The organism is Buttiauxella sp. B2 (genome assembly GCF_006376615.1).
Classification (GTDB): domain Bacteria; phylum Pseudomonadota; class Gammaproteobacteria; order Enterobacterales; family Enterobacteriaceae; genus Buttiauxella.
In genome coordinates this window covers 217,049-241,342 of the sequence record NZ_VEXQ01000002.1, presented here as the reverse complement: position 1 = coordinate 241,342, position 24,294 = coordinate 217,049, and the positions used below count along the sequence as shown (strand labels likewise).

The window sequence follows — 24,294 nt, the reverse complement described above, 5'->3', positions numbered from 1 at the left end:
ATATAGTAATACTATCACGCAAAACAAAACCGCCATAGTCGGCGACCTGCGTCAAAATCCATCAAATTCGTCGAGCATGATTACCCCCGTGACATGTCACATTATAAGCTTGGTTTCGTGCCAGCCTTTTGTTAACCAGCACTGACTATCGCCGTCACACACACATTCCTTCACTGGTAGACTGTCTCCACACTTACCGCAACATTCAGTGCTCATGCTTTTGAGTTTTCTAACCAGTTCGGCGTTATCTTTGCGAATCAACAGCGTTAGATACTCAACCATGTCATACGGTTCACGGCCTGGACGACGGAGTACGCAATTCTTTTCTAGCATTTGCAGTTCCTGCGCATCCATCAGCAATTCAAACTTACGTGCACCGGATTCTGCGAGGCGCTCACGCTGCGCTGCCTTGCGTTCTGCTGCTGTTTTAGCCATTACCACCAACCTTACGAGCTACCTCAAGCATTCTTTTCCACCGACGAGGGAAAGGTGGATGCTCCCACGGCAACCCAATAGCCTCACTCATTTCGTAGGTTGGCTCAATCGGAACCAGCGCGTAGCCTTTAGGCACTACAGGAAGTTGAGGGGCTGCGTAGAGTTTAACCACGCTGGCTGGGTCTGGTTTTCCCATTGCTCGGCGAGACTTAAACATGCTGGCTCGTCCAGAATCATTCATTTCGTCTAGTTCGAGTTTGTCAGTCCACGCCACAGCCTCACCACTGGCCTTGCGGTATGCGAGTAGTTCGCCTGTAAGTGCTGTGAGTAATTTCGCGTTAACTTCAACTGAGGCTGTTTCCGTCGCGTAAGGTTTGGAGTCGATTACCTCCATAGTTTCAGCGTGGATTATTTCCAGGCGCTCAATGCTTAGGTTGGTCATAGTGTCACCTTAATTGCGAATAATTGAGCTTCCATATCACTCACCCTCGATAACAGTGCCGCCTGCAGAGCGGATTGCTTTCATGGCGTCTTCGCGATAGTGATTCCATCCTCTGTCGAAATCAGAGGTAATAGAACCATCTTCATCAAAGCGTTCGCCTGGCAGCTTCACGCATGGTTTGTTGGTTTTCAGTTCGGCTATTCGGTTGCGCTGCTCATTCCATAGCCCAGTGACACTAGCGATAGTTTCAAGCTGTACTTTTCTTTCCTGCTGCGCCTGCTCCAGCGCCGCTATCAGCGCAGCGTTACGCTCCAAGGCTTCTTCTAGAGCACATTGCAGATTTCCATAATTCTCAGCATCACAGCAAGACGCACAGATTGAACTGTTGTCGCCATTCAGAACCGTACCCTTGTGATGCCCACAAAAATCACAGGTTCTCATAACAGATGCTTGCCAATTGCGAACAATTCTTTTCGGCATGCTGGCTGTCAGTGCTTCTAAGCTATTCATTTGGCCTCCTTGCGGGGTGCGCCGCGGTATTCCGGTTCAGGTTTATACATCGGTGTTGCGATGGTGTTAGCTAGTGCTGCTTTCCATGTGGCGGCGTTATTGCGAAGCCAGCGCCCATTGTCGTCGTCAAAGAAACCAGGATTAACCGGATGCGAAAGAGGCTCCAACACATCACATGGCACGGCCACGTTGTCACATCCGCAATTGTAATAAGCCAGTTTCGATTTAATGAGGCTTTCCGGGTAGCGCCCGGCCGTCTCAATGCGTCCACGGTAACCGGAGTTGTCAGCAGCCCACAGAACGATGTATGGATTACTGCGCTGCGTATGGCCGACACTGAGCACGAAATATTCGCGCTCCTTCAGCGCTTCTAGTGAGTTAGTCATGCTGCACGCTCCGCTAAAATTTCAGCTTTTTGCTCGTCAGTAAGGATGTCATCAGAAACAATGGCAACCTGATCGCCGCCACTCCATGACACCGCCGAACTTTCTTTGATTGCTTTATTCAGCGCGTCAGCAGCATCGAGTATTTCTTGCGGGAGAGAGTAGCAATCGCCACCGTCCGGGATGATTTCTTGGCAATGCTGTTCTATATCGAATTCAGAAGGGTAATTAGCTTCACAGATGAGAAGTTGCAGCTCTTTGGGAAAAACGGAGTTTTCACGGCAATAGTCAGCCAGAGATTCTGCATCGAAGAAATATTGGTCACCATCGAAAATAACCAATGGTTCACCAGCCCAAACCGCACGTTCCATTTCTGCAAACTTAGCCTGGCGACTTTCGCGATAGCATTCTTCGCAGTAACCATGCGTGCTGTGAATCGGGTGTTCGTCTGGTTTGTTTTTGCATTTGCGATGAGTTGCCCCGCACCAACGAGCCTGATACTCGTCATCTCCCCAGAATCGTCCATGACGGTCAACCCAGCCAGTTAAAGTCTGAATACTTGCCGCTTCAGGCGAATCCATGAGGATTACTTTTGCTTCGATGTTATTGCTCATTCGGCCTCCCTTGCATATGACGCTTTCATTTCCTTATATAGCTCTCGACCGTCGCCAGATGAATACAACTCTACCCAGCGCTCCCAATTGTTAGCCACGGCTTCCCACTCAGGACCATGATCGACAAGTAGATGAATAAGCCCCTTGAACTCAGGAACAGCCTGAACAAGTCGCATGCAGCGGCCAAAATCATCAGGGTCACGCGGGTAATTATTTGGCGCAGTGAAATGACCATAAGAAAGAACCGAGGCCATAAATTTGCTGCTTAGACCGGTATCATCGCTGGCAAGCCAGGCAGTCAGGCCCATGCCCCTGGAAGCCACTACTAACTCTCGCGAATACTCAGCGCAGATATCGTTAGCGGCCTTGATGATGACATTCATTCTGTCGTCAGCTGGGAGTTCAGGTTGCTGTCGATTCAACTCTTCCGTGATGGCGCTAATCAGCGCTATTTGGTTAAAGCGTTTAACTGTCATTTCTCATCCCTCAGTGCTGAGTAACTTTCTCGATAATGGCTTGTCATAATCACCCCTCATAACCCGTTAAAATCATTGATTTAATTGATTAATAAAACCTTTCAGAACTCTTCAATTTCCCAGCCACCACCCGCCTTTTTAGGCTTTGGCTTCACTGCGATAAACCTGAACGGGTACTGTTCTGCGGCGACCTTAATCTTTACTCTGGCGTCGTCAGTCCAATGCCCCTTAACCTCATGGATCTCCATCTCACCAGTGCTCAACATCACAGCAAAATCAGGTGAATAAAACGTGTTGTCAGCCAGCCTCAGCTTGATGCCTTCGAAGCGGTACCAGGCGATTTCCCCGGCACGTTTGCGTAACTCCAGAAGCTGGCAATAGTCCGACTCGGTTTTGTTCATGACGCCGGTCTTAAGTCGGCCTAAAGCCTGTAGTGACCTTTTCATAACTCACCTTATTGGTAATAATTACCCTACAGGTAATAACTGTCAATATAAAAAACGCGCTAACAGTGAAAATACCCACCACCGTTAAAACGCCCCCAAAAGCCTTTTAAGCTACTTTAACGTCTAACCATACGTTTCCACACCTGACACCGAGTTATCACAATGCTGGGGCGATTGGCTGCGGAATTTTGGCATTAATAATTCTTTTGTGAATTAACACTCCGAAGTTTTGCCAGCATCTCCATTGCAGTTTTATGCCCGTAGTCCCCTGTCATGCGTGGTGCCGTTGGTTTTTCTGAAAGTAGTGGTTTTGGCTTCGGTATTTTCTCCCCGCTCTTCACCTTTTCGCCCCAGGCTTTGAGATGCACCGCTGCGCGCTTCTCCAGAGCCATCTCATTCAGATTGTTTTGCAGCATTTCCCTGCGCATGACGCAGCAGATCCAGTACAGCACCGGCTGGCTCCACGGGAATGTTTCCGGGCAGCTGTACTGATAGCGTTTCTTGCAGTAACGATTAAATTCAATCATCACGTCTTCAGCACTGAGGCCGAATGGGTTGGTTACACTCTGACTGACAATCGCCATGAACTCAGCCAGGTCAGGAGCGAAAGCATTACCATCACAGCAACGCTGGACGCAGGCGTTTACAGCAACCTGCAACTGCTCATCGGTGAGCGCTGAAATCACCTGATTCCAGCGTAATGACGGTGCCCTGCCGTTCTTCGCCCGCCATTTGTCCGAGTAAATCCCGATCATTTCCCCCCAGAATGTGGCGGATCTCTGACTCACTTCTTCCGTTTGCTCGTAGCTGCTCTGCCATTGCGACGATGGAGTCCTCGACTGCATCGCCTCTCCAAGGGCCACTGTACCCATCAGCTCGGATATTGGTTTCATCGCGTTTATCTCCGGTTTGTTTGTAACGACCCTGATTGCGCTTCAGTGCCTGGGCGAATTTCTGTTCCCACTGGACGTGGTGGAATACCTTCCCCTCTGCCTGCCAGTACGTGATGAACTCAGCCAGAACTGTTTCAGGTGGTGGTTCGGTAAGTACCAGCCCCCACTGCGCAGCTTTCAGCAAAAAATCATCATCCGGTCGCCAGCCTTCGAACATGGTGAACTTGCCAACAATCCCTGTCCCACCAGCAGAAGGTTGTCGGTTATCCATAATCTGGTTTGCCACCTTTGGATCTGACGGCCTTTCGCGCGCACCCGCGCTAGAGAGGGGTTTATCTTTTAGATCTTCTCTTCTCTTCTCTTCTCTGGTCCGCTTTTTGTCCTCTTCCGATGCGGACACTTTGCGGACGTTTCTTTTACGGTCTGCATCCTGCGCACGACGCTTAGCCGACTGCCCGTTATGGGCTTCAAACCTTGGCATGACTAGATTGTCACCTTCATCCTGTAGCCATCCAACAGCAATCATTGCCCGTGCAAATCCGGGGAATCCGATCAGGTCGTCGAGCGTTTCAGGGCTGTATCCGTCAAGGTAACCGTCAACGGAATGGACATCGAAAAGACACCAAGCGGAATGTAGTCCGCCAACTATCCGTAATCTGTCCGCTTTCAATGCGGACGACATGCGGACAACTTTCGGATGTGTGTGCAAATCAGCACGCATTTTTATCCAGTCACCGGCCATCGCTCACCTCCATGTAACTACGAATGAAAGCGGCAGCAGCCTCGGCATTTATGGCGTTGCCGTAGCCTTTGAGTCTCCCCGTTCGATTACGTCCAGCCAGTGCTCGTGGTGAGGACTTGCTGTGTCCCATTCCTTTGGCAAACCTTGCAACCAGCGGGAATGTGCCGGGTTCAACTGGACGCCATTGTCCATCCCGACATAACAGCCAGTCTGCATCACGCCAAAAACCGTTAACCTCAAGGGTCCGCATGTGTAAGCCTGGCGAGGTAGTTGGTCCAGTCGTTCTTTCCCGTCCCGCTGAGCTGTCATTCCCGACGAGTCTTTCCAGTCCCTCGAGGTTGGTGTCACCCATCCCGCCAAAGCTGCCGCCCAGCCGATTTTGTTCGGCCTCGCTCGACCATCCCCGCTCATTTGAACAGCTGTCTCGTTGGTTATTTCCGAGACTTGCGGAGTTGGCCAGCCCGTTAGCAACGCCGACCCTGGTAGCTTCAGGCATATCTTTGGCGACCCGTCCTGATTCTTCCCGCTGTAACAATGAGTCGAACCGGTTGAGTCGTTCGCCATCGGCGTTTGCCATCCCACTAACCGAGCCGCTCCGGATACATTCTGCAATCCCCGTCGCGTTTCCGGTTGCGGGTTGGTGTTGCATGTCGGCGTGGGCCACCCAGTAAGCTCGCTCTCTGATATGCGGCGCACCGATGCTCGCTGCCGTGAACGGCGTAAGCCCAAAGGCGTATCCCATTCCTTCCAGGTCTGCTTGTACAAGGTCGAACCATACATTTGCGTTACCAGCTGCAACTTGCTCGCCAAGGATGTGCTCAGGCTTGCACTCTTTGATAAGCCACTGGAAGGCTGGCCATAGGTGCCGCTCGTCATCAAACCCATTGCCTTTGCCTGCCGCGCTGAAAGGTTGGCATGGGCAACTTCCTGTCCAGACAGGTTTGCTGTCGGGCCATCCTGCCTGGCGTAATGCGTAACTCCAGACTCCAACGCCGGCGAAAAAATGGTGCTGGGTAAATCCTCGCAAATCGCTTGGTGTAACATCTTCAATACTCCTTTCGTCGACATAGCCAGGTGCTATCTGTCCGGCTTCAATAAGATTGCGCAACCACTGAGCTGCAAAGGGGTCGATTTCGTTATAGTAAGCCCAAGGTTTCATACCGCCCCCTGGGCTGCCCTTAGCAGTTCGGAAAACTCGTTACGGTGCCGGTTCGCACTTTCCATTGCGCACTGCACGCAGGTTCCATTGAGAACATAGCGTTCAGCTTCATGCCCGTTCCGGCAGGATTTCCCGGTGTAGTATTTATTCAGGCCAGACTTAGCAGCCTCGGCCCGGGTAATGATTTTCACTTTTTCACCCTCCGGTTTTGTTATTGCTATTGGTTATTTTGCACGACGACACGGAAAGATCAACCATAAATGGATTTTTGTTACCACCCTGCAAAACCCAATAAAAAAGGCCGCACAGTGGCGGCCTCGTTAAGATGATTCATGGCTATCAGTCGTAGAAGAACTCAGCAAGCTGTGCTTTGTTACTGACCCATTCACGGGACTTGCACGCTTTAAATAGCCCATCCATCAGCTTCTTACCGGGCATTTTCCTTTTCCCGGTTAAATGCGTCTGGATGTAATGACTTGTTGTTCCGGCTTCCGTAGCAAATGCTTCTCGCTCCTCAGGTGCCAGACCCAGCCAGTTTTTTTTGAAGTTGAAAACCATAGAACTCTACCCTGCTGCTGGTCATGTCTCATAATAATTACCTGAAGGGTAGCAGAAATCAATGATTATTACCTAGCAGGTGCATTTACCTTTGCGGTAACATTGCTTTAAATTGAAGCTATTAACGGAACCCTACAGGCGTAAATCAATACCAATGAAAAGCATTAATGACATCCGCCGTGACAATTTGCGCGACATCATAGACCGCGATTTCAACAGAACGCAGTCTCGTCTTGCCGAACGTCTGGAATGTCAGCCTAACCTCGTAAGCCGCTGGGTTAAGGGTGTTAAGACGATTGGTGATTCCGTTGCGCGCAAAATTGAAAAGGCTGCTAACAAACCGACATACTGGCTCGATGTTGACCATTACTTATCTATCGCAGCTGGTACTGAGCAAGCAGAAGATAATAGCGAGATCGGTGTTGTTGTTGCCGGGAACCTTCAGCGCTGGATGGATAGCAACCGCGCTCTGTCATCACAGCAGAAAGTTGCCGAAGCAGCTGGAGTCAGCCAGGCCACTATAAACCGACTGCTGCGTAACGAAGCCAGCATAACGTTAAACAATCTGGCAGCCATCGCCGCCGCGTTCGGGCGTCGTCCGTATGAACTGATTGTTCCGCCTGGCGATGCTGGCATGATTAAATATGACCATTCCCGCTACGCTTTGTTACCTGAAAACGAGAAAGCAAAGATCGAATCTTTCATAGACTTTACCTTCTCGCAGAACCAGTCATAAGTATTTATAAATCATAGAGTAAACATCTATAGCCCGCCGTGTAGCGGGCTTTTTTACGCCCGTACACATTACCTTTAAGGTAATTTTTTATTGTCATAACTATTGACATCAAATCATATACGCATAATTATTACCTCACTGGTAAATATTGAGGGATACAACATGCAGTGGAAATTCAGCGACGGTTTTTACCTCGTCACCATTTGCGGCCTCATGAGTTGGAAATTCACCAGCCTGCGCGACGGGATCGAGTGGGCTTTTATAACCAAAGAGGCCAGCAACGTGGCCAATGAGATGGGTACAAAGCAATGACTGACAAACTTAAAGCAACGATTGCGCTTGGCATGTTTATCGCAAGCGAAGAGCAGTTCACAAAAGAAGCGCAGCAACACGCATTAGATCTGGCCGCAGATGATAAACATCCGCTATCAGGCATGTTCACCTCGATTGAGTTTGCTGTTCGCTGCGTTCCGCATGCTGATGAACTCTCGAACGACAAGTTGTTTGGCATGGTTAACGCGCTAAAAGAAAGCTTCTCGGACGTTACAGGCGGGAATGCAGCTCGTCGGGATTTTATGAAGCAATGGTTAATAAGTGCTGAACAGCCACGAACACAACAACAAAATATTCCGGAAATTATTCCAAGCATGCCACCGCACTTTGAACTGGGCCGTTACGAAGGTATCAGCAACAACGACTATCACGCTTCTAATGGGATTAGTTCAAGCCAGGTTAAGGATGCGCGTATCAGCCTCATGTATTACCAGGGCCGTCATGTCACTCGTACTATTCAGAAAGAAAGTACTGAAGCTTTGACGTTCGGGACTCTGGTACACGCTCTTGTCCTGGAGCCGGAAACCATTGATGCAGAATTCAGCATTGAACCAGTAATACCTGAAGGTGCATTTACTAACACCGCCAGCATGAAAGCGTTCATTGATGCTCACAACGCCACCCTGCCGCCGCAGCTTGGTATGGGTTCATCTGTTGATGAAACGCGTGAGATTTACGCCAGCTTGCCTGTTGAATTCCAAAAGATTGAAGCAGATACAAAACAAACCGCCGCTGCAATGAAGGAGTGCATCAAAGCGTACAACGCCACCCTGCCGCCGCAGCTTAAAGCGGGTAACTCGAAAGAAACAGCATCGGAAGCGATACGCAGCATTAAACCAGATGCCGTGTTTGCCGACGAAATCATGAATACCTGGCAGCAGAACGTAGACGAAAAAGTGATGGTAACTCGACGCATGATGACGTTGGGTACCGCTATTCAACAGGCCGTATTTAATCACCCTGAAGCTGGGCAAATCGTTAACCACGAAACTCGCGCAGTAGAAGTTAGTTATTACGGAATGGATGAAGATACAGGTCTTGAAACACGTGTTCGTCCTGACCTTGAAATAACTTACGGCGGGATGCGTGTTGGCTTCGACCTGAAAACGGTAAGTCTTGGCCGCATCAAACAGGATGCACTGCGCGCCAAACTGCACCGCACCATCATCGACATGGATTACCACGTCAGTGCTGCTATGTATTGCGATACCGCTGATCTGGACCAGTTCTTCTGGATCTTCGTGAATAAAGACGAGAGTTATCACTGGATAGCGATTGTTGAAGCATCACCGGAAGAACTGGAACTCGGTCAACTCGAATACAAAAAAACCCTTAAAGACATTCGTCAGGCCATGGATACCGGTATCTGGCCAGCACCATTCACATCTGCATTAGTTGATGAACTTAACGATTTTGACCTGCGCCGCCTTGATGCGTTGCGCACCAACGCTTAACAGGAGAAAGAACAATGTCTCAATTAACCACGACTGAGAAAACCAATGCAGTAATGAATAACGTATCCATGCTGTTCAGTGAAAATGGCATGGAAAGGATGATTCGCTTTGCTGAATTAATGGCTTCAGGTGCAGCTACCGTCCCTCGCCATCTTCAGGGAAAGACATCCGATTGCTTGGCAATCACCATGCAGTCAATGCGCTGGGGAATGGACCCATTCGTCGTTGGCCAGAAAACACACCTGATAAATGGTGTTCTCGGTTATGAAGCCCAGCTCGTCAACGCTGTAGTTACCAGTTCAACAGCAGTTCAAGGCCGCTTTCATTATGAATATGGGGGTGAGTGGGAGCGCATCGTTGGGCAACCGATGGATAAGCGTGATGAAACAGGGCTGTTTGTCAGGGTGGGTGCAATCCTCCGTGGAGAGTCAGAAATCACCTGGGGTGAACCTCTGTACCTGGTTGAGGCCACCACTCGAAATTCACCTCTTTGGAAGTCCAAACCTAAACAACAGATTGCTTACCTTGCTGTGAAGTACTGGGCGCGTCTGTACTGCCCTGAGGTAATTCTTGGTGTGTACACACCTGACGAGGTAGAGGTGCGCACTGAGCGTGAAATTAATCCCACAGGGCGCACAGCTAGAGCAAGCATTTCAGATATGGCAAGAAATGGTAAGGCAGCAGAAACCTTCTCAGCTGACCAAAAACCAATTGAAGGTGAGTTAAACAAGGGTGAACCAACTGATGATCAGGCAGTGAAGATGGAAGCAGAATATCTTGAGCAGATCGAACTTGTTGAAACCTGCGAAAAAGCTACCGAAATCAGATCTGCTATTGAAGAAAATAAAGCTGTGCTGGGCCGTTCACGTTATACCGCATTGAAAGGTAAGGCAGTGGCTAAATATCACCACATCGATGCAAGAAATGCGGTGGAAGCGTCAATTAACAGTCTGGAAGTAGGCTCAGAGTTTGCTGAAAGCGACTTCAAACGCACTGAACAGCTGCTTGCTAGCCGTCGAAACCATCTTGGCCAGGAGCTGTATGACGCATTCATGATCACCATGAATGACTTACGTCCTGAGTTCCAACAGTAATCACCTGCGCGGCGCTTAGGTGCCGCAAGCATTAAAGATAAGAGAGGCAATTATGGAAGCAGCACTGGATAAAGATCAATTAGTGGAAATGACTTCACTTTCTACTTCAACCATCGACCGCCTGGAGAAATTAGGTGAGTTCCCAAAACGTTTTTATATCACCGACCGTCGCGCCGTATGGAATGCCGACGAGGTTAAAGCCTGGTTGGATCTGCGTCAGATGAACAGCCCTGATGAGTTCACAGGGAAAAAGCCACCAGTGGAAAAACGCCGCTATCGTCGAACAGCAACAGGGATTGCCGCGTGATATCGGCTATCCGGAAGCACTTCACCAGACGCGCAGACTGGTATGTGTTTATCGGCGCGGTTGCCGCCTGGCTATGGCTGTTGGCGGCAATTTTAACCAACGAGGGTTGGATGCGATGAAAACCAAATTGCAGAAGTACCACGATAGTTACGTATCCCGCCGCCAGTCGGCGGTGGTGGCCACATCGCTTGATGCGTTGAAGTTTGAAGAGCGTGCTCGCGAACTGGAGGACGAAGGGAAGTATCGCCTTGCCGCTTTCCAGTGGTTGAAAGTTTTCGACGCTGCCACTGGCGACGTTGAGCGGGCGCGGATTGCCATGCGTCGTGAGCAGTGCATTACGCGGAGTAATACCCGCAGGAATATGGAGAACATCGGTGAAATGGCCGGTCGTTTCGTGGGGTAGAAAGTGAATAAATACAAACTGATTTACGCTGATCCACCATGGTCCTATGGGAACACCAGTAGCAATGGTGCTGCGGAAGATCATTACAACACGATGAAGCTGATCGATATCAAACGCTTACCTGTCTGGGATATTGCCGACGAAAATTCAGTTCTCGCAATGTGGTACACCGGAACGCATAACCAGGAGGCTATCGAACTGGCTGAGGCCTGGGGTTTTAATGTTCGTACGATGAAGGGTTTTACTTGGGTGAAATTGTTAGCGCTGGCAGAGCAGCATATTAACAAGGCTCTGGAATCAGGCGAAGTGCAGAACTTCTATGACTTACTGGATCTTCTAAACACACAAACCCGGATGAACGGAGGGAACTACACCAGGGCGAATACAGAGGATGTGCTGATAGCAGTGCGTGGAACGGGCCTTGAGAGACTATGCGCTGGTATCAAGCAGGTGGTTTATAGTCCTCTTGGTGAACACAGTGCTAAACCGTGGGAGGTCCGTCACCGACTTGAATTACTGTATGGCGATGTGCCACGCATTGAATTGTTCAGCCGCAGCGCGGCTCCAGGTTGGGATCATTGGGGAAATCAATGCCCATCGTCTGCCGTACAGTTATTACCAGGTTGTGCTGTAGATGCTGTAAAATCGGAGGCCGCATGAAGAATGAGGCAACAGCCGTAAAGGTTGATCAGAGCCGCAGTGAGTTTGAGGCTTGGTTTCATGCGAGATATGACCAGATATCAATGCCACCACAAGAACGCAGCATGCTTTTCACCAATCAATGGGCATCATGGCAAGCGTGTCGATCGGCATTGGCAAATCTTCCAGTAGTTGCGTACCTGGCCAACGGAGACGCGATAAGCGCCAATGATTTTGCAGATGGTGAAGAAGAAATGCACTTCGCAGCCAAGCAAGAAGGTTGGGAACCGCTAGTCCGCGCAGCTGGGATAACGGGCCTGTACCAGATTCTGTGTAAATGCCCGGGCCTGTACCAGATTCTGTGTAAATGCCCGTTTATCAGTACCCGGCCATTCGCTCCGGGTACTCAATCATAAAATGGTTTAAAGCCTGTCGCCAGTTTGCCAACGGCATTGTCCATTTCTCTGACGCTGACTCTATCGCAAGGCAAATGACTTTTAGCGCCGACTGGTCGTGTGGGAAGATCTTCCGTTTCTTTATCGATTTACGGATAACGCTGTTCAGCGATTCTATCGCATTTGTCGTATAAATAACCTTACGGATCTCTGCCGGATAACCAAAAAATGACGAGATATCGACCCAGTTACGCCGCCAGATTGCCGCCACGCTCGGGTATTTTTCTGACCAGCGGCTCTCAAAGCTATCCAGCTCACGCAGGGCATCCTCCTCTGTCGCTGAGCGGTAAATGAGTTTCAGGTCGGCACACAGCGCCTTCTGGTCTTTCCAACTGACGTATTTCAACGAGTTGCGCACCATGTGCACGATGCACAACTGGATCTTCGTTTGCGGATACACCGTATTGACCGCTTCCGGAAAGCCCTTAAGCCCATCCATACAGGCAATTAAAATATCATTCAGACCGCGATTTTTTAACTCAGTCAGTATCGACAACCACGTTCGTGCGCCTTCGGTATCGGCGATCCACAGCCCCAGGCATTCCTTTTGACCTTCCAGGTTAACGCCCAGTGCAATGTACACCGACTTATTGATAACTCGTTTATCCTGATGCACTTTGATAACAATACAGTCCAGATAAACAATAGGATAGAGATTATCCAGCGGCCTGCTACGCCAGGCCGTCACCCGGTCAATGACCGCGTCGGTGACTTTCGATATCAGCGTCGGCGACACATCGGCATCATAGAGTTTTTTAAAGGTGTCGGTGATTTCCCGCGTGGTCATTCCCTGCGCGTAGAAGGCTAAAATCTGGTCATCAAAGCCGGTAAGGCGGGTTTGCCCCTTCTGAACAATAACCGGCTCAAATTCGCCGTTGCGGTCGCGCGGCGTCTCGATGGGGAGTTCGCCGTATTGAGACGTGAGAGTTTTTGGTGAGAACCCGTTGCGGCTGTTGCCGCTACCGCGGCCTTCCGTCGCGCTTTTGGCATAACCGAGGTGATGTTCCATCTCGGCACCGAGCGCGGCTTCAACGGTCATTTTAACGAACTGATTGAGTACGTTATTGAGGTCAGCCTCAGTTTTAATATCTTTGGCCAACTCGGCGGCAATTTGTCGCAACTGAGCTTGCTGAGGGGTATCAGGAACACGAATTTTTTTAGCCATCGTCCATATCCTTTTTGATTTAACACGTTATCGGAGTATGGGCATTTACACAATTTTCAGTACAGGCTCGGGATAACCGTTAAATGAGGGCAAGATTATCGCCCTGTTTCATCCAACCACTTCTCATATCTAACCGGGGAAAATGGCACCAGGCTCGTTAACTCCCCGGTGATCCAACCATCTACCATATCGGACCACTGCTGCAACATGTACCGACGCTGTTGTGCATACTCCGCTTTGTTGTATACCGCTCTCACATCTTGTTGTGAATGTGCCAGACACTTCTCTATCCAGTCAGATGGATACCCTGATTCATGCAGTATGGTACTAGCCGTGCGCCGCATATCGTGCACAGAAAAATGCTCTAACGCATTGCCGCGCTCATTAGTCAGATCGATAGCCTTATCCATTGCGTTATTAAGCGCGCTATTTGATATAGATTTTTTCTGGCTATGCCTTCCAGGAAGAACGAATTCACTGGAGCCAGAACACATCCGCAAACTTTCAAAAAGTATTACCGCCTGATCGGATAGATAAACATTATGGGGGCGACGTGCCTTGGTTCGCTCAGCCGGTATTTCCCATAGCTGCTTATCAAGATTTATCTCTTTCCACTGTGCCAGGCGCAGCTCATCTTTTCTCGAAAGATTTAGCAGAGCCAACTTTATCGCCATCTTTATGGTGGGTAGAGTCGCTACATCATCCAGGGTTCTGAAAAACAGTTTTATCTCTTCGGGTCTTAGCGCCCTTTCACGGGGTTTGAATGTCGCAATTGAGGATGATTTGATATCACGTCCAGGGTTGTGAAAGTTATGGCCACGGTCGATTGCCCACCCATATACACCGCTGATGATGTCCCTGATCCTGACTGCTGTGGCTCTCCCTCCGCGCTCTTTGACTTTGTCGCACAGAGCACGAACAGTAACGACTGTTATCTCAGTCATTAATTTGTTCCCAAGAACCGGAAGAATATCGCCGGATATTATCCGTTCTTTCATCTCCCTGGTGCGTGGAGCAAACTGCGCTTCTTCCATGTATTTAGCGCAGAAGATACCAAAGGTATCCGCATCACGAATTTTATTCTTACTGTCGCGTTTTTGAGCAGCAGGTGATATACCTTGATTTAGTAGTCTTTTTGCCTCATTCAGAGCTTCGCGAGCAGCAGCCAGAGAAATACCGTCATACCCATATTTGCCTATTGTCAGTGTTTCGCGTCTACCATTAATGCGGTAATCATAACGGAAAGAGACATTGCCACTTGGAAGCACTGCGACATACAAGCCGTCACGGTCTGCGACCTTGTACAGTCTGGGTTGAGGTTTAAGATTTTTTAGTTTGGTATCAGTGAGCATGTATGCGCCATAGCAGTGGGTTACGGTATCAGTTGACCAGGTGACGGTATCAGACAGCGATTTGAGTATACCCCAAAGGTAATACCGTCGCGAATACCGTCACTGAATGGTTGATATAGTAAATAGATATGGTGAGATACAATAAGCAAGAGGTTGATTTAAAGCAGCATGTAGCAGCTCTATCAATAGGAGTGAATAGTTATGACAAACCTGTTGATAGTCATAAGCTAATGATCTACCAGAAAACCTGGGGAGAAGCATCATGTGGCAAGCCATTAGTCGTCTGTTAAGTGAACAACTCGGTGAAGCAGAAATAGAACAACGCGCAGAATTACCCGGCGGAGAAATTCATGCCGCCTGGCGAATTAACTATGCCGGCCATGAGATTTTTGTCAAAAGCGACGATCGAGAGATGTTGCCTATCTTCACTGCCGAAGCCGATCAACTGGAGTTACTTTCACGCAGCAATACCGTGCGAGTCCCGAAAGTCTGGGCGTTAGGTTCCGATCGCGATTACAGTTTCCTGTTACTCGAATACATGCCAGCGAAACCGCTTGATGCGCACAATGCCTTTTTGCTCGGGCAACAATTGGCGCGTTTGCATGCATGGAGCGATCAACCACAATTTGGCCTTGATTTTGATAATGATCTTTCTACCACCCCTCAACCAAATGCCTGGCAACGGCGTTGGTCAACATTCTTTGCGGAACAGCGCATTGGCTGGCAGCTTGAACTAGCTGCCGAGAAAGGGATTCAGTTTGGTGATATAGACCTTATTGTCGAATTTGTGCATCAGGCCCTTGCCTCTCACCAGCCGCAGCCTTCACTACTGCATGGGGATTTGTGGTCGGGAAATTGCGCGATGGGGCCAGATGGGCCGTTTATCTACGATCCAGCTTGTTACTGGGGGGATCGGGAATGCGACCTTGCGATGCTGCCATTGCACCCGAACCAGCCACCGCAAATCTACGACGGTTACCAGTCAGTCTCCCCACTTCCCCATGATTTCCTCTTACGCCAACCCATATACCAACTCTACACCCTGCTCAACCGGGCGATTCTATTTGGCGGCCAGCATTTAGTGGTCGCGCAAAAGGCACTGGACAGAGTTCTGGCGGCCTAAAGACTTCGCCACTCCCCTTTCAGGAGTGGCGTTTTTCTAGATGAATCCCAATAGAGAAAAGAAGAAGTAACCGATAACAATAATGATGATGGGTAAAATATAGAGCGGGAATATTTGCAGAAAAATGGTGTGCCGCGGCACCACGATTTTTGCGTCGATCTGCTCTTTGGTTAATCCATCCGGGCCTTTTGCCTGCTCCAGAATCAGTTGATCCTGCACACCTTCACGCAGGAACTTCGCCTGGCGGCTCATTCGAGCTCCTGATGCCTGCAACGCAAGGCCAATAAATATCAGCGCGTAAATCACCCAAAACAGCACATTTGCCTGCTGATGAAAGTCCGGTTGCGGCGAGTTGTACCAAAAGAAATTTAAAAAAGGCGTATTGAAACGCATCATTTCTATCATGACATGAGCAAAATCCAGCATCACCGCATTAATACCTGCCTGTTTCTCGCTATGTTCATACATAAACTTCAAAATTGAAATCAATGTCGAAATTACCGCCGGGATGAAAATTACCCAGCCAGCCACACGTTTGAGTACGGCAATGCGTCCAGCTTGTTGATACGTCATTCGTTCCCCTTGATTAAGACGCAACTTACACGCACAAAGTTTACCTCGTCCGGTGTGATTTCGCCTGAGCTTTACAGGCGATTTGTCACAAAGCGGTAGCATCATGCCGTAATTCCAGCTATTGATAAGAGATCTTATCTTTAATGCACAATGACAGGAGTCGATAAATGGCTGTTACTCGCCAGATTTTAGCTGCGATTTTTGATATGGACGGTTTATTGATTGATTCTGAACCGTTATGGGACCAGGCCGAACTGGATGTACTGGCAAGCATTGGCGTGGATATTTCTCGTCGAGCCGAACTACCCGACACACTTGGTTTGCGTATCGATCTGGTCGTGGAACTGTGGTTTGCCCAACAACCGTGGAATGGCCCAACGCGTGAAGAAGTGACGGACCGTATCATTACACGAGCCATTTCATTAGTTGAAGAGAAACGCCCAATACTGCCGGGTGTACGTGAAGCTGTGGCTTTGTGCAAAGCGCAAGGGCTGAAAGTAGGTTTAGCTTCTGCGTCACCTTTGCATATGCTCGAGCGCGTACTGGAAATGTTCGACCTTCGCGCTGAATTTGATGCAATTGCCTCAGCAGAGCACCTCCCTTACAGCAAACCCCATCCGCAGGTTTACCTGGATGCTGCAGCTAAACTGGGCGTTGACCCGCTATGCTGTGTCACACTTGAAGACTCAGTAAATGGGATGATTGCCACCAAAGCTGCGCGCATGCGTTCCATTGTGGTTCCTGCCGAGGAAAATCATGGCGACGAACGCTGGTGTCTGGCGAATGCCAAACTTCCATCACTTGTTGAATTACGCGCAGAACACCTGATTGGCTAACGTATTTTAGATGCGGGATTCCCCGCATCTTTCTCAAAACCATACCTGCGTCAAAATTATTAAAACATCATTTCATATTAATTTGAATTTCTACTCCCCCGTATCTACTCTTTATTCACACGCGCAATCGCGCTTTTCCGAATATCGGGGTAACTATGATTCTCAATGCTTTTAATCTGCAAGGCAAAGTCGCAATCGTCACAGGTTGTGATACCGGACTGGGCCAGGGAATGGCGATTGGCCTTGCCGAGGCTGGTTGTGACATCGTCAGCGTGAATCGAAAAACCCCGCACGAAACGGCGCAAAAAGTACAGGGTCTCGGTCGCCGCTTTTTCGCAATTCAGGCAGATTTAAGTCAACAAGGCGCCATTCCCGATATCATTTCTCAAGCCGTCGCCGCTATGGGAAAAATAGATATTCTGGTGAATAACGCCGGAACTATTCGCCGTGAAGATGCCCTGGAATTTAGCGAAAAAAACTGGGATGACGTGATGAATCTGAATAGTAAGTCAGTATTTTTTCTCTCGCAGGCAGTGGCAAAACAATTCATTAAGCAAGGCAACGGCGGCAAAATTATCAATATTGCGTCCATGCTTTCATTCCAGGGCGGTATCCGCGTCCCTTCCTATACCGCATCGAAAAGTGCCGTGCTCGGTATCACGCGGTTGCTGGCGAACGAATGGGCGCAACACAATATTAATGTGAATGCCATCGCACCGGGATATATGGCGACCAACAATACTCAGCAACTACGTGATGACGAAACGCGTAGTCAGGAAATTCTCGACCGCATCCCTGCTGGCCGATGGGGGCTTCCAGCCGATCTGCAAGGCCCAGTAGTTTTTCTCGCATCAAGTGCTTCCGATTACGTCAACGGATACACGATTGCAGTTGATGGAGGTTGGCTAGCCCGCTAATCACGCTGCCGTCGGGACAACCGACGGTAGCAAAATGTTACGCCGTCACCTCTTCCGTCTACTGTATAAAATCCCTATACTGTATGAATCGACAGTTTTCATCCAGGTAGTATCATGACGGCGGAAGGCCACCTTCTTTTTTCCATAGCCTGTGCAGTATTCGCTAAAAACGCCGAACTCACGCCTGTCCTTGCGCAAGGAGACTGGTGGCATATTGTGCCGTCTGCAATCCTGACCTGCCTGCTGCCTGATATTGACCATCCAAAGTCATTTCTTGGTCAGCGCTTACCATGGATTTCAAAACCTATCGCCCGAGCCTGCGGCCATCGCGGGTTTACACACAGTTTATTTGCCGTGTTCGCAAGCCTTGCGCTGTTTTATCTCAAAGTCCCTGAAACCTGGGTGATCCCCGCCGATGCCTTGCAGGGAATGGTCCTTGGTTATTTAAGCCATATTTTGGCGGATATGCTCACGCCTGCAGGTGTTCCACTGCTTTGGCCATGCCGCTGGCGCTTTCGTTTCCCGATAATCAGACCACAAAAAGGGAACCAACTTGAGCGAGCGTTGTGCATGGCACTGTTCGGCCTGGCTGTATGGATGCCGCAAAGTTTGCCCGATAACAGTGCAGTGCGTTGGTCATCTCAGGTGATAATTTCGATGCAAATGACCTTCAACAGCTTTTTAAGTAACCATCTGGAACAATAATTAGACGAAATAGCTCAAATTGGAATAATCAATTCCTTTTGAATATAAGTGTCCTTTCCTGGTTCTGATACGATTTACACAATAAAGGTGGCAACCAGTCCATCTGTTTACAATACATTCAGGAGATATGGGGATGAATTTTCCACTTGTAGCGAACGTTATCGTGTTCGTTATTTTACTGCTGTTGCTGGCGCAAACTCGCCACAAACAGTGGAGTCTGGCGAAAAAAGTACTGCTTGGTTTAGCGATTGGTGTGGTATTCGGTCTTGCGCTGCACACCATTTATGGCGAAGACAGCCCGGTTCTGAAGCAATCTATCCAGTGGTTTAACATTGTCGGTAACGGTTATGTTCAACTGTTGCAAATGATCGTTATGCCATTAGTCTTCGCGTCTATTTTAAGCGCGGTTGCACGCCTGCATAACGCATCTTCCTTGGGTAAAATCAGCTTCCTGACCATCGGGACGTTGCTGTTTACTACTTTGATTTCTGCGCTTGTCGGCGTACTGGTAACCAACCTATTTGGTCTTACTGCCGAAGGACTGGTTCAGGGTACGGCAGAAACAGCACGTCTGAGCACCATCGAAACCACCTATGTAGGCAAAGTGGCTGATCTGAACGTGCCTCAGCTGATTCTCTCGTTCGTACCGAAGAATCCGTTTGCTGACCTGACGGGTGCAAATCCAACTTCCATCATCAGTATCGTGATTTTCGCCGCATTTTTGGGTGTCGCCGCACTGAAATTGCTGAAAGACGATGCACCGAAAGGTGAACGCGTTCTGGTTGCGATTGATACGCTGCAAAGCTGGGTAATGAAGCTGGTGCGTCTGGTAATGCAACTGACTCCATACGGCGTGCTCGCACTGATGACCAAAGTGGTTGCTGGTTCTAACCTACAAGACATCATCAAGCTTGGTAGCTTCGTGGTTGCCTCTTACCTCGGCCTGGCCATCATGTTCGGCGTGCATGCGATACTGCTTGCCGTTAACGGCGTTAGCCCGCTGAAATACTTCCGCAAAGTTTGGCCGGTGCTGACGTTTGCCTTCACCAGCCGCTCCAGCGCTGCCAGTATTCCATTAAACGTTGAAGCGCAAACTCGTCGCCTGGGTGTACCAGAGTCTATCGCAAGCTTTGCGGCCTCATTTGGGGCAACTATTGGCCAGAACGGTTGTGCAGGCTTGTACCCAGCAATGCTTGCTGTGATGGTCGCTCCAACCGTTGGTATTAACCCACTGGACCCAATTTGGATTGCGACTTTGGTCGGGATTGTTACCGTAAGCTCCGCAGGCGTTGCTGGTGTGGGTGGCGGTGCAACCTTCGCCGCCCTGATTGTTCTGCCAGCCATGGGCTTGCCAGTCACACTGGTAGCACTGCTGATTTCTGTTGAACCACTTATCGATATGGGCCGTACCGCGCTGAACGTAAATGGTTCAATGACTGCTGGCACAATCACCAGCCAGTTGATGAAACAGACTGATAAAGAGTTATTAAATAGCGACGATGAAGCTCAATTGGCTCATCGCTAATCCATAACCATCAGTAGCAAAACTACCGAATAATCTGCGACAATATAACGGCTCCTGTAACAGGGAGCCGTTTTTTCATTGATAACAACTTAGAGCCCCCTTACAGGGTGCCATAATACAATCGCCATCTACGGATCCCTTCCCTCTATGAAACGACTCTGTATCCTGTTCTTCTTTTGCGTATCTACGGCCTGGGCCGAAATGCCCGATAACCCTTATCTAAAACACGCACAGGCCGGTGACAGCCGCGCCCAGTTTTATCTTGCCGATACCTTATTTAGTGCCGGCGAATATCAGCAGGCAGAAAATTGGGCGGCAAAATCAGCGGCTCAGGGTGATGCCGATGCACTGGCGTTACTGGCACAGCTAAAAATTCATGACCCCACCAATGCGGATTATCAGCAAGCTAAATCCTTAGCTGAGCAGGCTGTAGAGCGCGGTAGCCAGACAGGAAAAGTGACTCTGGCGCGTATTCTCGTTAATACTCAAGCGGGCAATCCTGATTACCCTGCCGCCATTAAGTTACTGGAAAGTGCCTCGCAAGATATAGAAAGTGACTCAGCAGTCGATGCACAAATGTTCCTGGGCTTGCTCTACGCTAATGGCGCCGGTGTTTCGCAAGATGACGAAAAAGCGACATTCTGGTTTAAGCGTAGCTCGGCGCTATCTCGCTCTGGTTATGCTGAGTACTGGGCTGGAATGCTGTTTTTAAACGGAGAGAAAGGTTTTATCGCCACCAATAAGCAAAGAGCGTTGCAGTGGTTGAACCTAAGCTGTACTGAAGGCAATGATACGGGTTGCGAAGTGTTTGAACAGATCAGTAACGGCGGGTAAATCCGCCGTCATCAAATCATCTCTCAGGAAATCTCATTTTCCTGTCTAATCTGCGTTGCCCAACGCTGTGCCGCCTCCGGTAACGTAAACGGAGGTGACTGGCTGAACGCATTTCCGACCAGCACAAAGGCCACATAGCGATTGCGCAGCATCCACACATCCTTAAATCCTTCTACACGCCATGCATGGGCTGGGGGAGCGGGTTCAACACGCGGTCGGTACGTCATGACAGGGCGATTATTTTGTTGGCGTAAAGGTTTCATAGGCAATGGAGTCAAAACTAAATTGATGAACAACTTCACTATGATAGCGGAGAACAGCCCTCCTCGTCTCGCGTTGAGATGACCTTGTTCTATAGTTAAAGATGTTTTTGACCCCACACGACCCGTTCGAACAGGGCTATCCCCAAAATAATTCGAGAAGGAGATGTGTTCAATGTCGACGAACGATAAACACCCTTTAACCCACAGTGCACCTGTGCATGACGCTAATGAATCAAAACCTGGTATGGATTCACTGGCTCCCGAAGATGGATCGCATCGCCCTTCCGCTGAACCCAGCCCCCCGGGTGCGCAACCCACCGCCGCTGGGAGCTATAAAAGTCCGGATACCTCCAACGAAAAACTGAAATCGCTCGATGTACATCGCAAAGATGGTGAAAATTTCCCTCTCACCACGAATCAGGGTGTGCGCATTGCCGATGACCAAAACTCACTGCGTGCCGGTACGCGTGGGCCTACGCTTCTGGAAGATTTTATCCTGCGGGAAAAAATCACCCATTTTGACCATGAGCGTATCCCCGAGCGTATCGTCCATGCCCGTGGTTCTGCGGCACATGGTTATTTCCAGCCTTACAAAAATATGGCGGAAGTGACCAAAGCAGACTTCCTCTCTGACCCCGACAAAATCACACCGGTGTACGTGCGTTTTTCTACCGTTCAAGGTGGTGCGGGCTCAGCCGATACCGTGCGAGATATCCGTGGATTTGCCACTAAGTTCTATACGGAAGAAGGCATTTTCGATTTAGTCGGCAATAATACCCCGGTCTTTTTCATTCAGGATGCGCATAAATTTCCGGATTTCGTTCACGCGGTAAAACCCGAACCACACTGGGCTATCCCGCAAGGTGGCAGCGCCCATGACACCTTCTGGGATTACGTGTCACTACAACCTGAAACGCTGCACAACGTTATCTGGGCAATGTCTGACCGTGGTCTCCCGCGCAGCTATCGCACCATGGAAGGTTTTGGTATTCATACTTTCCGCATGATAAATGCCGCGGGCAAAGCCACCTTCGTGCGTTTCCACTGGAAACCAACCGCCGGTAAAGCCTCGCTGGTTTGGGATGAATCGCAAAAACTTACGGGCCGAGATCCTGACTTCCACCGTCGCGATCTATGGGAATCTATTGAAGCAGGCGACTTCCCGGAATACGAATTGGGCCTGCAATTAATCCCTGAAGAAGATGAATTTAAATACGACTTCGACCTGCTCGACCCCACTAAATTGATTCCGGAAGAACTGGTTCCCGTTCATCTGGTAGGTAAAATGACGCTCAATCGTAACCCAGATAATTTCTTTGCTGAAAATGAACAAGCGGCATTCCATCCAGGGCACATCGTTCCAGGACTAGATTTCAGTAACGACCCGCTGTTGCAGGGGCGTTTATTCTCTTACACCGATACGCAAATTAGCCGTCTTGGTGGGCCAAACTTCCATGAGATCCCGATAAACCGTCCGGTCTGCCCGTATCACAACTTCCAGCGTGACGGCATGCATCGCATGGATATAGACAGCAACCCAGCCAATTATGAGCCAAATTCCATAAACGATAACTGGCCTCGCGAAACGCCTCCGGGGCCAAAACGCGGTGGTTTTGAAAGCTACCAGGCACGTGTTGAAGGCCATAAAATCCGTGAGCGTAGCCCATCGTTTGGCGAGTATTACTCTCAGCCTCGCCTGTTCTGGCAAAGCCAGACACCGGTCGAACAGCAACACATCATCAGTGCATTTAGCTTTGAACTATCCAAAGTAGCCAGGCCGTATATTCGCGAAAGAGTGCTGGATCATCTGACACATATTGATATTTCTCTCGCGCATCCGGTGGCAGAGAATCTTGGTATTGAACTGTCGGACGAGCAAATGCACGTTGCTCCGCCGAAAGATGTGAATGGCCTGAAGAAAGATCCCAGTCTGAGTCTGTATGCCGTACCGAGCGGTTCAGTGAAAGGGCGAGTCGTGGCGATTTTGCTCAGTGAAAAAGCCAATGCTGCGGATGTCTTAGCCGTGATGCAAGCACTCAAGGCTCAGGGGGTGCATAGCAAGCTGCTGTTTTCACGAATGGGTGAGGTTAACGCTGACGACGGTTCCCTGCTGCCCGTGGGAGCCACATTTGCAGGTTCGCCTTCGGTCAGTGTCGATGCCGTGATTGTGCCAGGAGGCGACCTCAACTCGATTCTGAATAATGGGGATGCGGCTTACTACTTACTGGAAGCTTATAAGCACTTGAAAGTAATTGGTCTTGTCGGTGACGCCCGTAAGTTTAAATCCAAACTAGGCATTGATAATCAAGGTGAAGATGGCGTCGTTGAAGGTGACACCGTCACAAGTGCATTTACCGATGATTTCCTTAAGCTATTAGCCGCGCACCGCGTCTGGTCGCGGCATAATAAAGTGGGGCACATTCCTGCGTAACCTTATGTAATAAATAAAAAAGCCGCCACGTAAGTGACGGCTTTTGTATTGAAGACAAATTTACTTCTGTTTAGTCTGCGGGTCGGTATCATATTCCGCACAAGACTGGTAACCCGAGTTTATAACATGCCCGGTATCATCAAGGGCAACGAAGTAAGTTTCGGTTTTACCGTCACGCTGGCCAAGAATATAAGTCTGGCAAGTACCACGCGCGTGAATCATTGTTACTTCGGAAGACGGTTTACCGGCAATCTGCTGAACCTGTTCACGGCTCATGCCTTTTTTAACATCTTTCACGACCGGAGTTGCAACCTGATCTTTGGTGCGGTCATAAGCGGTACAACCTGCAAGCATCGTCATAACCGCTGCAGCACTTAACATTCCCACTAATTTCTTGTTCATATTATATCCTCATTTTTCAGGGTATTGCTTATGCGTGTTTGTTAAGCCTGGAATATAAAAATGCATTTTTCAACTATTCAGACTAAATG

The 24,294-nt window shown here is 49.3% G+C and carries 31 protein-coding genes and 1 pseudogene; 15 read left to right on the top strand and 17 right to left on the bottom strand.

Annotated elements, in window-relative coordinates; all coding sequences use genetic code 11:
- Nucleotides 1-96: 96 nt before the first annotated feature.
- From FH968_RS04345 to FH968_RS04290, 12 genes are all read right to left on the bottom strand, one after another.
- The gene (locus tag FH968_RS04345) at nucleotides 97-435 is read right to left on the bottom strand and encodes a hypothetical protein (RefSeq protein ID WP_139877788.1); all 339 of its coding nucleotides are present in this window, start codon (nucleotides 433-435) and stop codon (nucleotides 97-99) included.
- On the bottom strand, nucleotides 428-877 hold the full coding sequence (locus FH968_RS04340) for a hypothetical protein (RefSeq protein ID WP_139877786.1): 450 nt from the start codon (nucleotides 875-877) through the stop codon (nucleotides 428-430). Before FH968_RS04340 ends, FH968_RS04345 begins: the two co-directional genes overlap by 8 nt.
- Nucleotides 878-913: 36 nt before the next feature.
- Nucleotides 914-1,387 carry a hypothetical protein gene (locus FH968_RS04335; protein WP_139877784.1) on the bottom strand — a complete coding sequence of 158 codons (474 nt, stop codon included), beginning with the start codon at nucleotides 1,385-1,387 and terminating at the stop codon, nucleotides 914-916.
- On the bottom strand, nucleotides 1,384-1,773 hold the full coding sequence (locus tag FH968_RS04330) for a hypothetical protein (protein WP_139877782.1): 390 nt from the start codon (nucleotides 1,771-1,773) through the stop codon (nucleotides 1,384-1,386). Before FH968_RS04330 ends, FH968_RS04335 begins: the two co-directional genes overlap by 4 nt.
- Complete coding sequence (locus FH968_RS04325) at nucleotides 1,770-2,384, bottom strand: hypothetical protein (RefSeq protein WP_139877779.1); 615 nt, start codon at nucleotides 2,382-2,384, stop codon at nucleotides 1,770-1,772. Before FH968_RS04325 ends, FH968_RS04330 begins: the two co-directional genes overlap by 4 nt.
- The gene (locus tag FH968_RS04320; protein WP_139877777.1) at nucleotides 2,381-2,860 is read right to left on the bottom strand and encodes a hypothetical protein; all 480 of its coding nucleotides are present in this window, start codon (nucleotides 2,858-2,860) and stop codon (nucleotides 2,381-2,383) included. Before FH968_RS04320 ends, FH968_RS04325 begins: the two co-directional genes overlap by 4 nt.
- A 101-nt stretch (nucleotides 2,861-2,961) precedes the next feature.
- A complete protein-coding gene (locus FH968_RS04315) occupies nucleotides 2,962-3,306 on the bottom strand; it encodes a DUF1064 domain-containing protein (protein ID WP_139877775.1) in 345 nt (114 codons plus the stop codon).
- Between the two features lie 194 nt (nucleotides 3,307-3,500).
- Nucleotides 3,501-3,992, bottom strand: coding sequence for a replication protein P (locus FH968_RS04310; RefSeq protein WP_189388983.1), 492 nt, complete (start codon nucleotides 3,990-3,992; stop codon nucleotides 3,501-3,503).
- Nucleotides 3,970-4,680 carry a DnaT-like ssDNA-binding domain-containing protein gene (locus FH968_RS23815; RefSeq protein WP_223271284.1) on the bottom strand — a complete coding sequence of 237 codons (711 nt, stop codon included), beginning with the start codon at nucleotides 4,678-4,680 and terminating at the stop codon, nucleotides 3,970-3,972. Before FH968_RS23815 ends, FH968_RS04310 begins: the two co-directional genes overlap by 23 nt.
- 250 nt (nucleotides 4,681-4,930) lie before the next feature.
- Nucleotides 4,931-6,100 (bottom strand): DNA cytosine methyltransferase, encoded by a 1,170-nt coding sequence (locus FH968_RS04300; protein WP_139877771.1) that lies wholly within the window; start codon nucleotides 6,098-6,100, stop codon nucleotides 4,931-4,933.
- Nucleotides 6,097-6,291: a hypothetical protein gene (locus FH968_RS04295; RefSeq protein ID WP_139877769.1), complete on the bottom strand. Its 195-nt coding sequence runs from the start codon at nucleotides 6,289-6,291 to the stop codon at nucleotides 6,097-6,099. Before FH968_RS04295 ends, FH968_RS04300 begins: the two co-directional genes overlap by 4 nt.
- 148 nt (nucleotides 6,292-6,439) lie before the next feature.
- Nucleotides 6,440-6,658, bottom strand: a complete 219-nt coding sequence (locus FH968_RS04290; RefSeq protein ID WP_139877767.1) for a hypothetical protein — start codon at nucleotides 6,656-6,658, stop codon at nucleotides 6,440-6,442.
- Between the two features lie 154 nt (nucleotides 6,659-6,812).
- Between FH968_RS04290 and FH968_RS04285 the strand changes: the two genes are divergently transcribed.
- The 8 genes and pseudogenes from FH968_RS04285 (at nucleotide 6,813) to FH968_RS04255 (ending at nucleotide 12,040) form a co-directional block, all read left to right on the top strand.
- Nucleotides 6,813-7,394 carry a helix-turn-helix transcriptional regulator gene (locus FH968_RS04285; RefSeq protein WP_139877765.1) on the top strand — a complete coding sequence of 194 codons (582 nt, stop codon included), beginning with the start codon at nucleotides 6,813-6,815 and terminating at the stop codon, nucleotides 7,392-7,394.
- Between the two features lie 162 nt (nucleotides 7,395-7,556).
- Complete coding sequence (locus tag FH968_RS23625; RefSeq protein WP_189388980.1) at nucleotides 7,557-7,706, top strand: hypothetical protein; 150 nt, start codon at nucleotides 7,557-7,559, stop codon at nucleotides 7,704-7,706.
- 278 nt (nucleotides 7,707-7,984) lie between these two features.
- A pseudogene (locus tag FH968_RS04280) lies at nucleotides 7,985-9,181 on the top strand (PD-(D/E)XK nuclease-like domain-containing protein); the annotation flags it as partial.
- A 14-nt stretch (nucleotides 9,182-9,195) separates the two neighbouring features.
- Nucleotides 9,196-10,275: a RecT family recombinase gene (locus FH968_RS04275; protein ID WP_139877760.1), complete on the top strand. Its 1,080-nt coding sequence runs from the start codon at nucleotides 9,196-9,198 to the stop codon at nucleotides 10,273-10,275.
- 52 nt (nucleotides 10,276-10,327) lie between these two features.
- Nucleotides 10,328-10,582, top strand: coding sequence for an AlpA family transcriptional regulator (locus FH968_RS04270; RefSeq protein ID WP_139877757.1), 255 nt, complete (start codon nucleotides 10,328-10,330; stop codon nucleotides 10,580-10,582).
- Nucleotides 10,509-10,985 (top strand): PerC family transcriptional regulator, encoded by a 477-nt coding sequence (locus FH968_RS24155; RefSeq protein ID WP_370451469.1) that lies wholly within the window; start codon nucleotides 10,509-10,511, stop codon nucleotides 10,983-10,985. Before FH968_RS04270 ends, FH968_RS24155 begins: the two co-directional genes overlap by 74 nt.
- Nucleotides 10,986-10,988: 3 nt before the next feature.
- Complete coding sequence (locus tag FH968_RS04260) at nucleotides 10,989-11,645, top strand: MT-A70 family methyltransferase (protein WP_139877754.1); 657 nt, start codon at nucleotides 10,989-10,991, stop codon at nucleotides 11,643-11,645.
- Nucleotides 11,642-12,040, top strand: coding sequence for a hypothetical protein (locus FH968_RS04255; RefSeq protein WP_139877751.1), 399 nt, complete (start codon nucleotides 11,642-11,644; stop codon nucleotides 12,038-12,040). The genes FH968_RS04260 and FH968_RS04255 overlap by 4 nt, the downstream gene beginning before the upstream one ends.
- Here FH968_RS04255 and FH968_RS04250 read toward each other — a convergent pair.
- Both FH968_RS04250 and FH968_RS04245 read right to left on the bottom strand, forming a co-directional pair.
- Nucleotides 12,003-13,244 (bottom strand): IS256 family transposase, encoded by a 1,242-nt coding sequence (locus tag FH968_RS04250; protein WP_139877747.1) that lies wholly within the window; start codon nucleotides 13,242-13,244, stop codon nucleotides 12,003-12,005. The genes FH968_RS04255 and FH968_RS04250 overlap by 38 nt on opposite strands.
- A 95-nt stretch (nucleotides 13,245-13,339) precedes the next feature.
- The gene (locus tag FH968_RS04245) at nucleotides 13,340-14,596 is read right to left on the bottom strand and encodes an integrase arm-type DNA-binding domain-containing protein (protein WP_139877744.1); all 1,257 of its coding nucleotides are present in this window, start codon (nucleotides 14,594-14,596) and stop codon (nucleotides 13,340-13,342) included.
- Nucleotides 14,597-14,858: 262 nt separating this feature from the next.
- On the opposite strand from FH968_RS04245, the gene FH968_RS04240 reads away from it, so the two are divergent.
- Nucleotides 14,859-15,719 (top strand): fructosamine kinase family protein, encoded by an 861-nt coding sequence (locus FH968_RS04240; protein ID WP_139877741.1) that lies wholly within the window; start codon nucleotides 14,859-14,861, stop codon nucleotides 15,717-15,719.
- A 36-nt stretch (nucleotides 15,720-15,755) separates the two neighbouring features.
- Here FH968_RS04240 and FH968_RS04235 read toward each other — a convergent pair whose 3' ends face one another.
- Complete coding sequence (locus tag FH968_RS04235) at nucleotides 15,756-16,292, bottom strand: YniB family protein (protein WP_139877738.1); 537 nt, start codon at nucleotides 16,290-16,292, stop codon at nucleotides 15,756-15,758.
- Nucleotides 16,293-16,459: 167 nt separating this feature from the next.
- Between FH968_RS04235 and hxpB the strand changes: the two genes are divergently transcribed.
- The 5 genes from hxpB (at nucleotide 16,460) to FH968_RS04210 (ending at nucleotide 21,109) form a co-directional block, all read left to right on the top strand.
- The gene (gene hxpB / locus FH968_RS04230; RefSeq protein WP_139877735.1) at nucleotides 16,460-17,128 is read left to right on the top strand and encodes a hexitol phosphatase HxpB; all 669 of its coding nucleotides are present in this window, start codon (nucleotides 16,460-16,462) and stop codon (nucleotides 17,126-17,128) included.
- Nucleotides 17,129-17,283: 155 nt separating this feature from the next.
- A complete protein-coding gene (kduD, locus tag FH968_RS04225) occupies nucleotides 17,284-18,045 on the top strand; it encodes a 2-dehydro-3-deoxy-D-gluconate 5-dehydrogenase KduD (RefSeq protein ID WP_139877730.1) in 762 nt (253 codons plus the stop codon).
- A 114-nt stretch (nucleotides 18,046-18,159) separates the two neighbouring features.
- Complete coding sequence (locus FH968_RS04220) at nucleotides 18,160-18,750, top strand: metal-dependent hydrolase (protein ID WP_139877728.1); 591 nt, start codon at nucleotides 18,160-18,162, stop codon at nucleotides 18,748-18,750.
- A 133-nt stretch (nucleotides 18,751-18,883) separates the two neighbouring features.
- Nucleotides 18,884-20,275 carry an L-cystine transporter gene (locus FH968_RS04215; protein ID WP_139877726.1) on the top strand — a complete coding sequence of 464 codons (1,392 nt, stop codon included), beginning with the start codon at nucleotides 18,884-18,886 and terminating at the stop codon, nucleotides 20,273-20,275.
- A gap of 147 nt (nucleotides 20,276-20,422) precedes the next feature.
- Nucleotides 20,423-21,109 (top strand): tetratricopeptide repeat protein, encoded by a 687-nt coding sequence (locus FH968_RS04210; protein ID WP_139877724.1) that lies wholly within the window; start codon nucleotides 20,423-20,425, stop codon nucleotides 21,107-21,109.
- A gap of 23 nt (nucleotides 21,110-21,132) precedes the next feature.
- Here the strand turns inward: FH968_RS04210 and cedA are convergent, their stop codons facing one another.
- Nucleotides 21,133-21,387: a cell division activator CedA gene (gene cedA, locus FH968_RS04205; protein ID WP_255431471.1), complete on the bottom strand. Its 255-nt coding sequence runs from the start codon at nucleotides 21,385-21,387 to the stop codon at nucleotides 21,133-21,135.
- A 157-nt stretch (nucleotides 21,388-21,544) separates the two neighbouring features.
- On the opposite strand from cedA, the gene katE reads away from it, so the two are divergent.
- Complete coding sequence (katE, locus tag FH968_RS04200; protein ID WP_139877719.1) at nucleotides 21,545-23,803, top strand: catalase HPII; 2,259 nt, start codon at nucleotides 21,545-21,547, stop codon at nucleotides 23,801-23,803.
- 60 nt (nucleotides 23,804-23,863) lie between these two features.
- On the opposite strand, the gene osmE is transcribed toward katE, so the two are convergent.
- The gene (gene osmE, locus FH968_RS04195) at nucleotides 23,864-24,205 is read right to left on the bottom strand and encodes an osmotically-inducible lipoprotein OsmE (protein WP_139877717.1); all 342 of its coding nucleotides are present in this window, start codon (nucleotides 24,203-24,205) and stop codon (nucleotides 23,864-23,866) included.
- Between the last annotated feature and the right edge of the window lie 89 nt (nucleotides 24,206-24,294).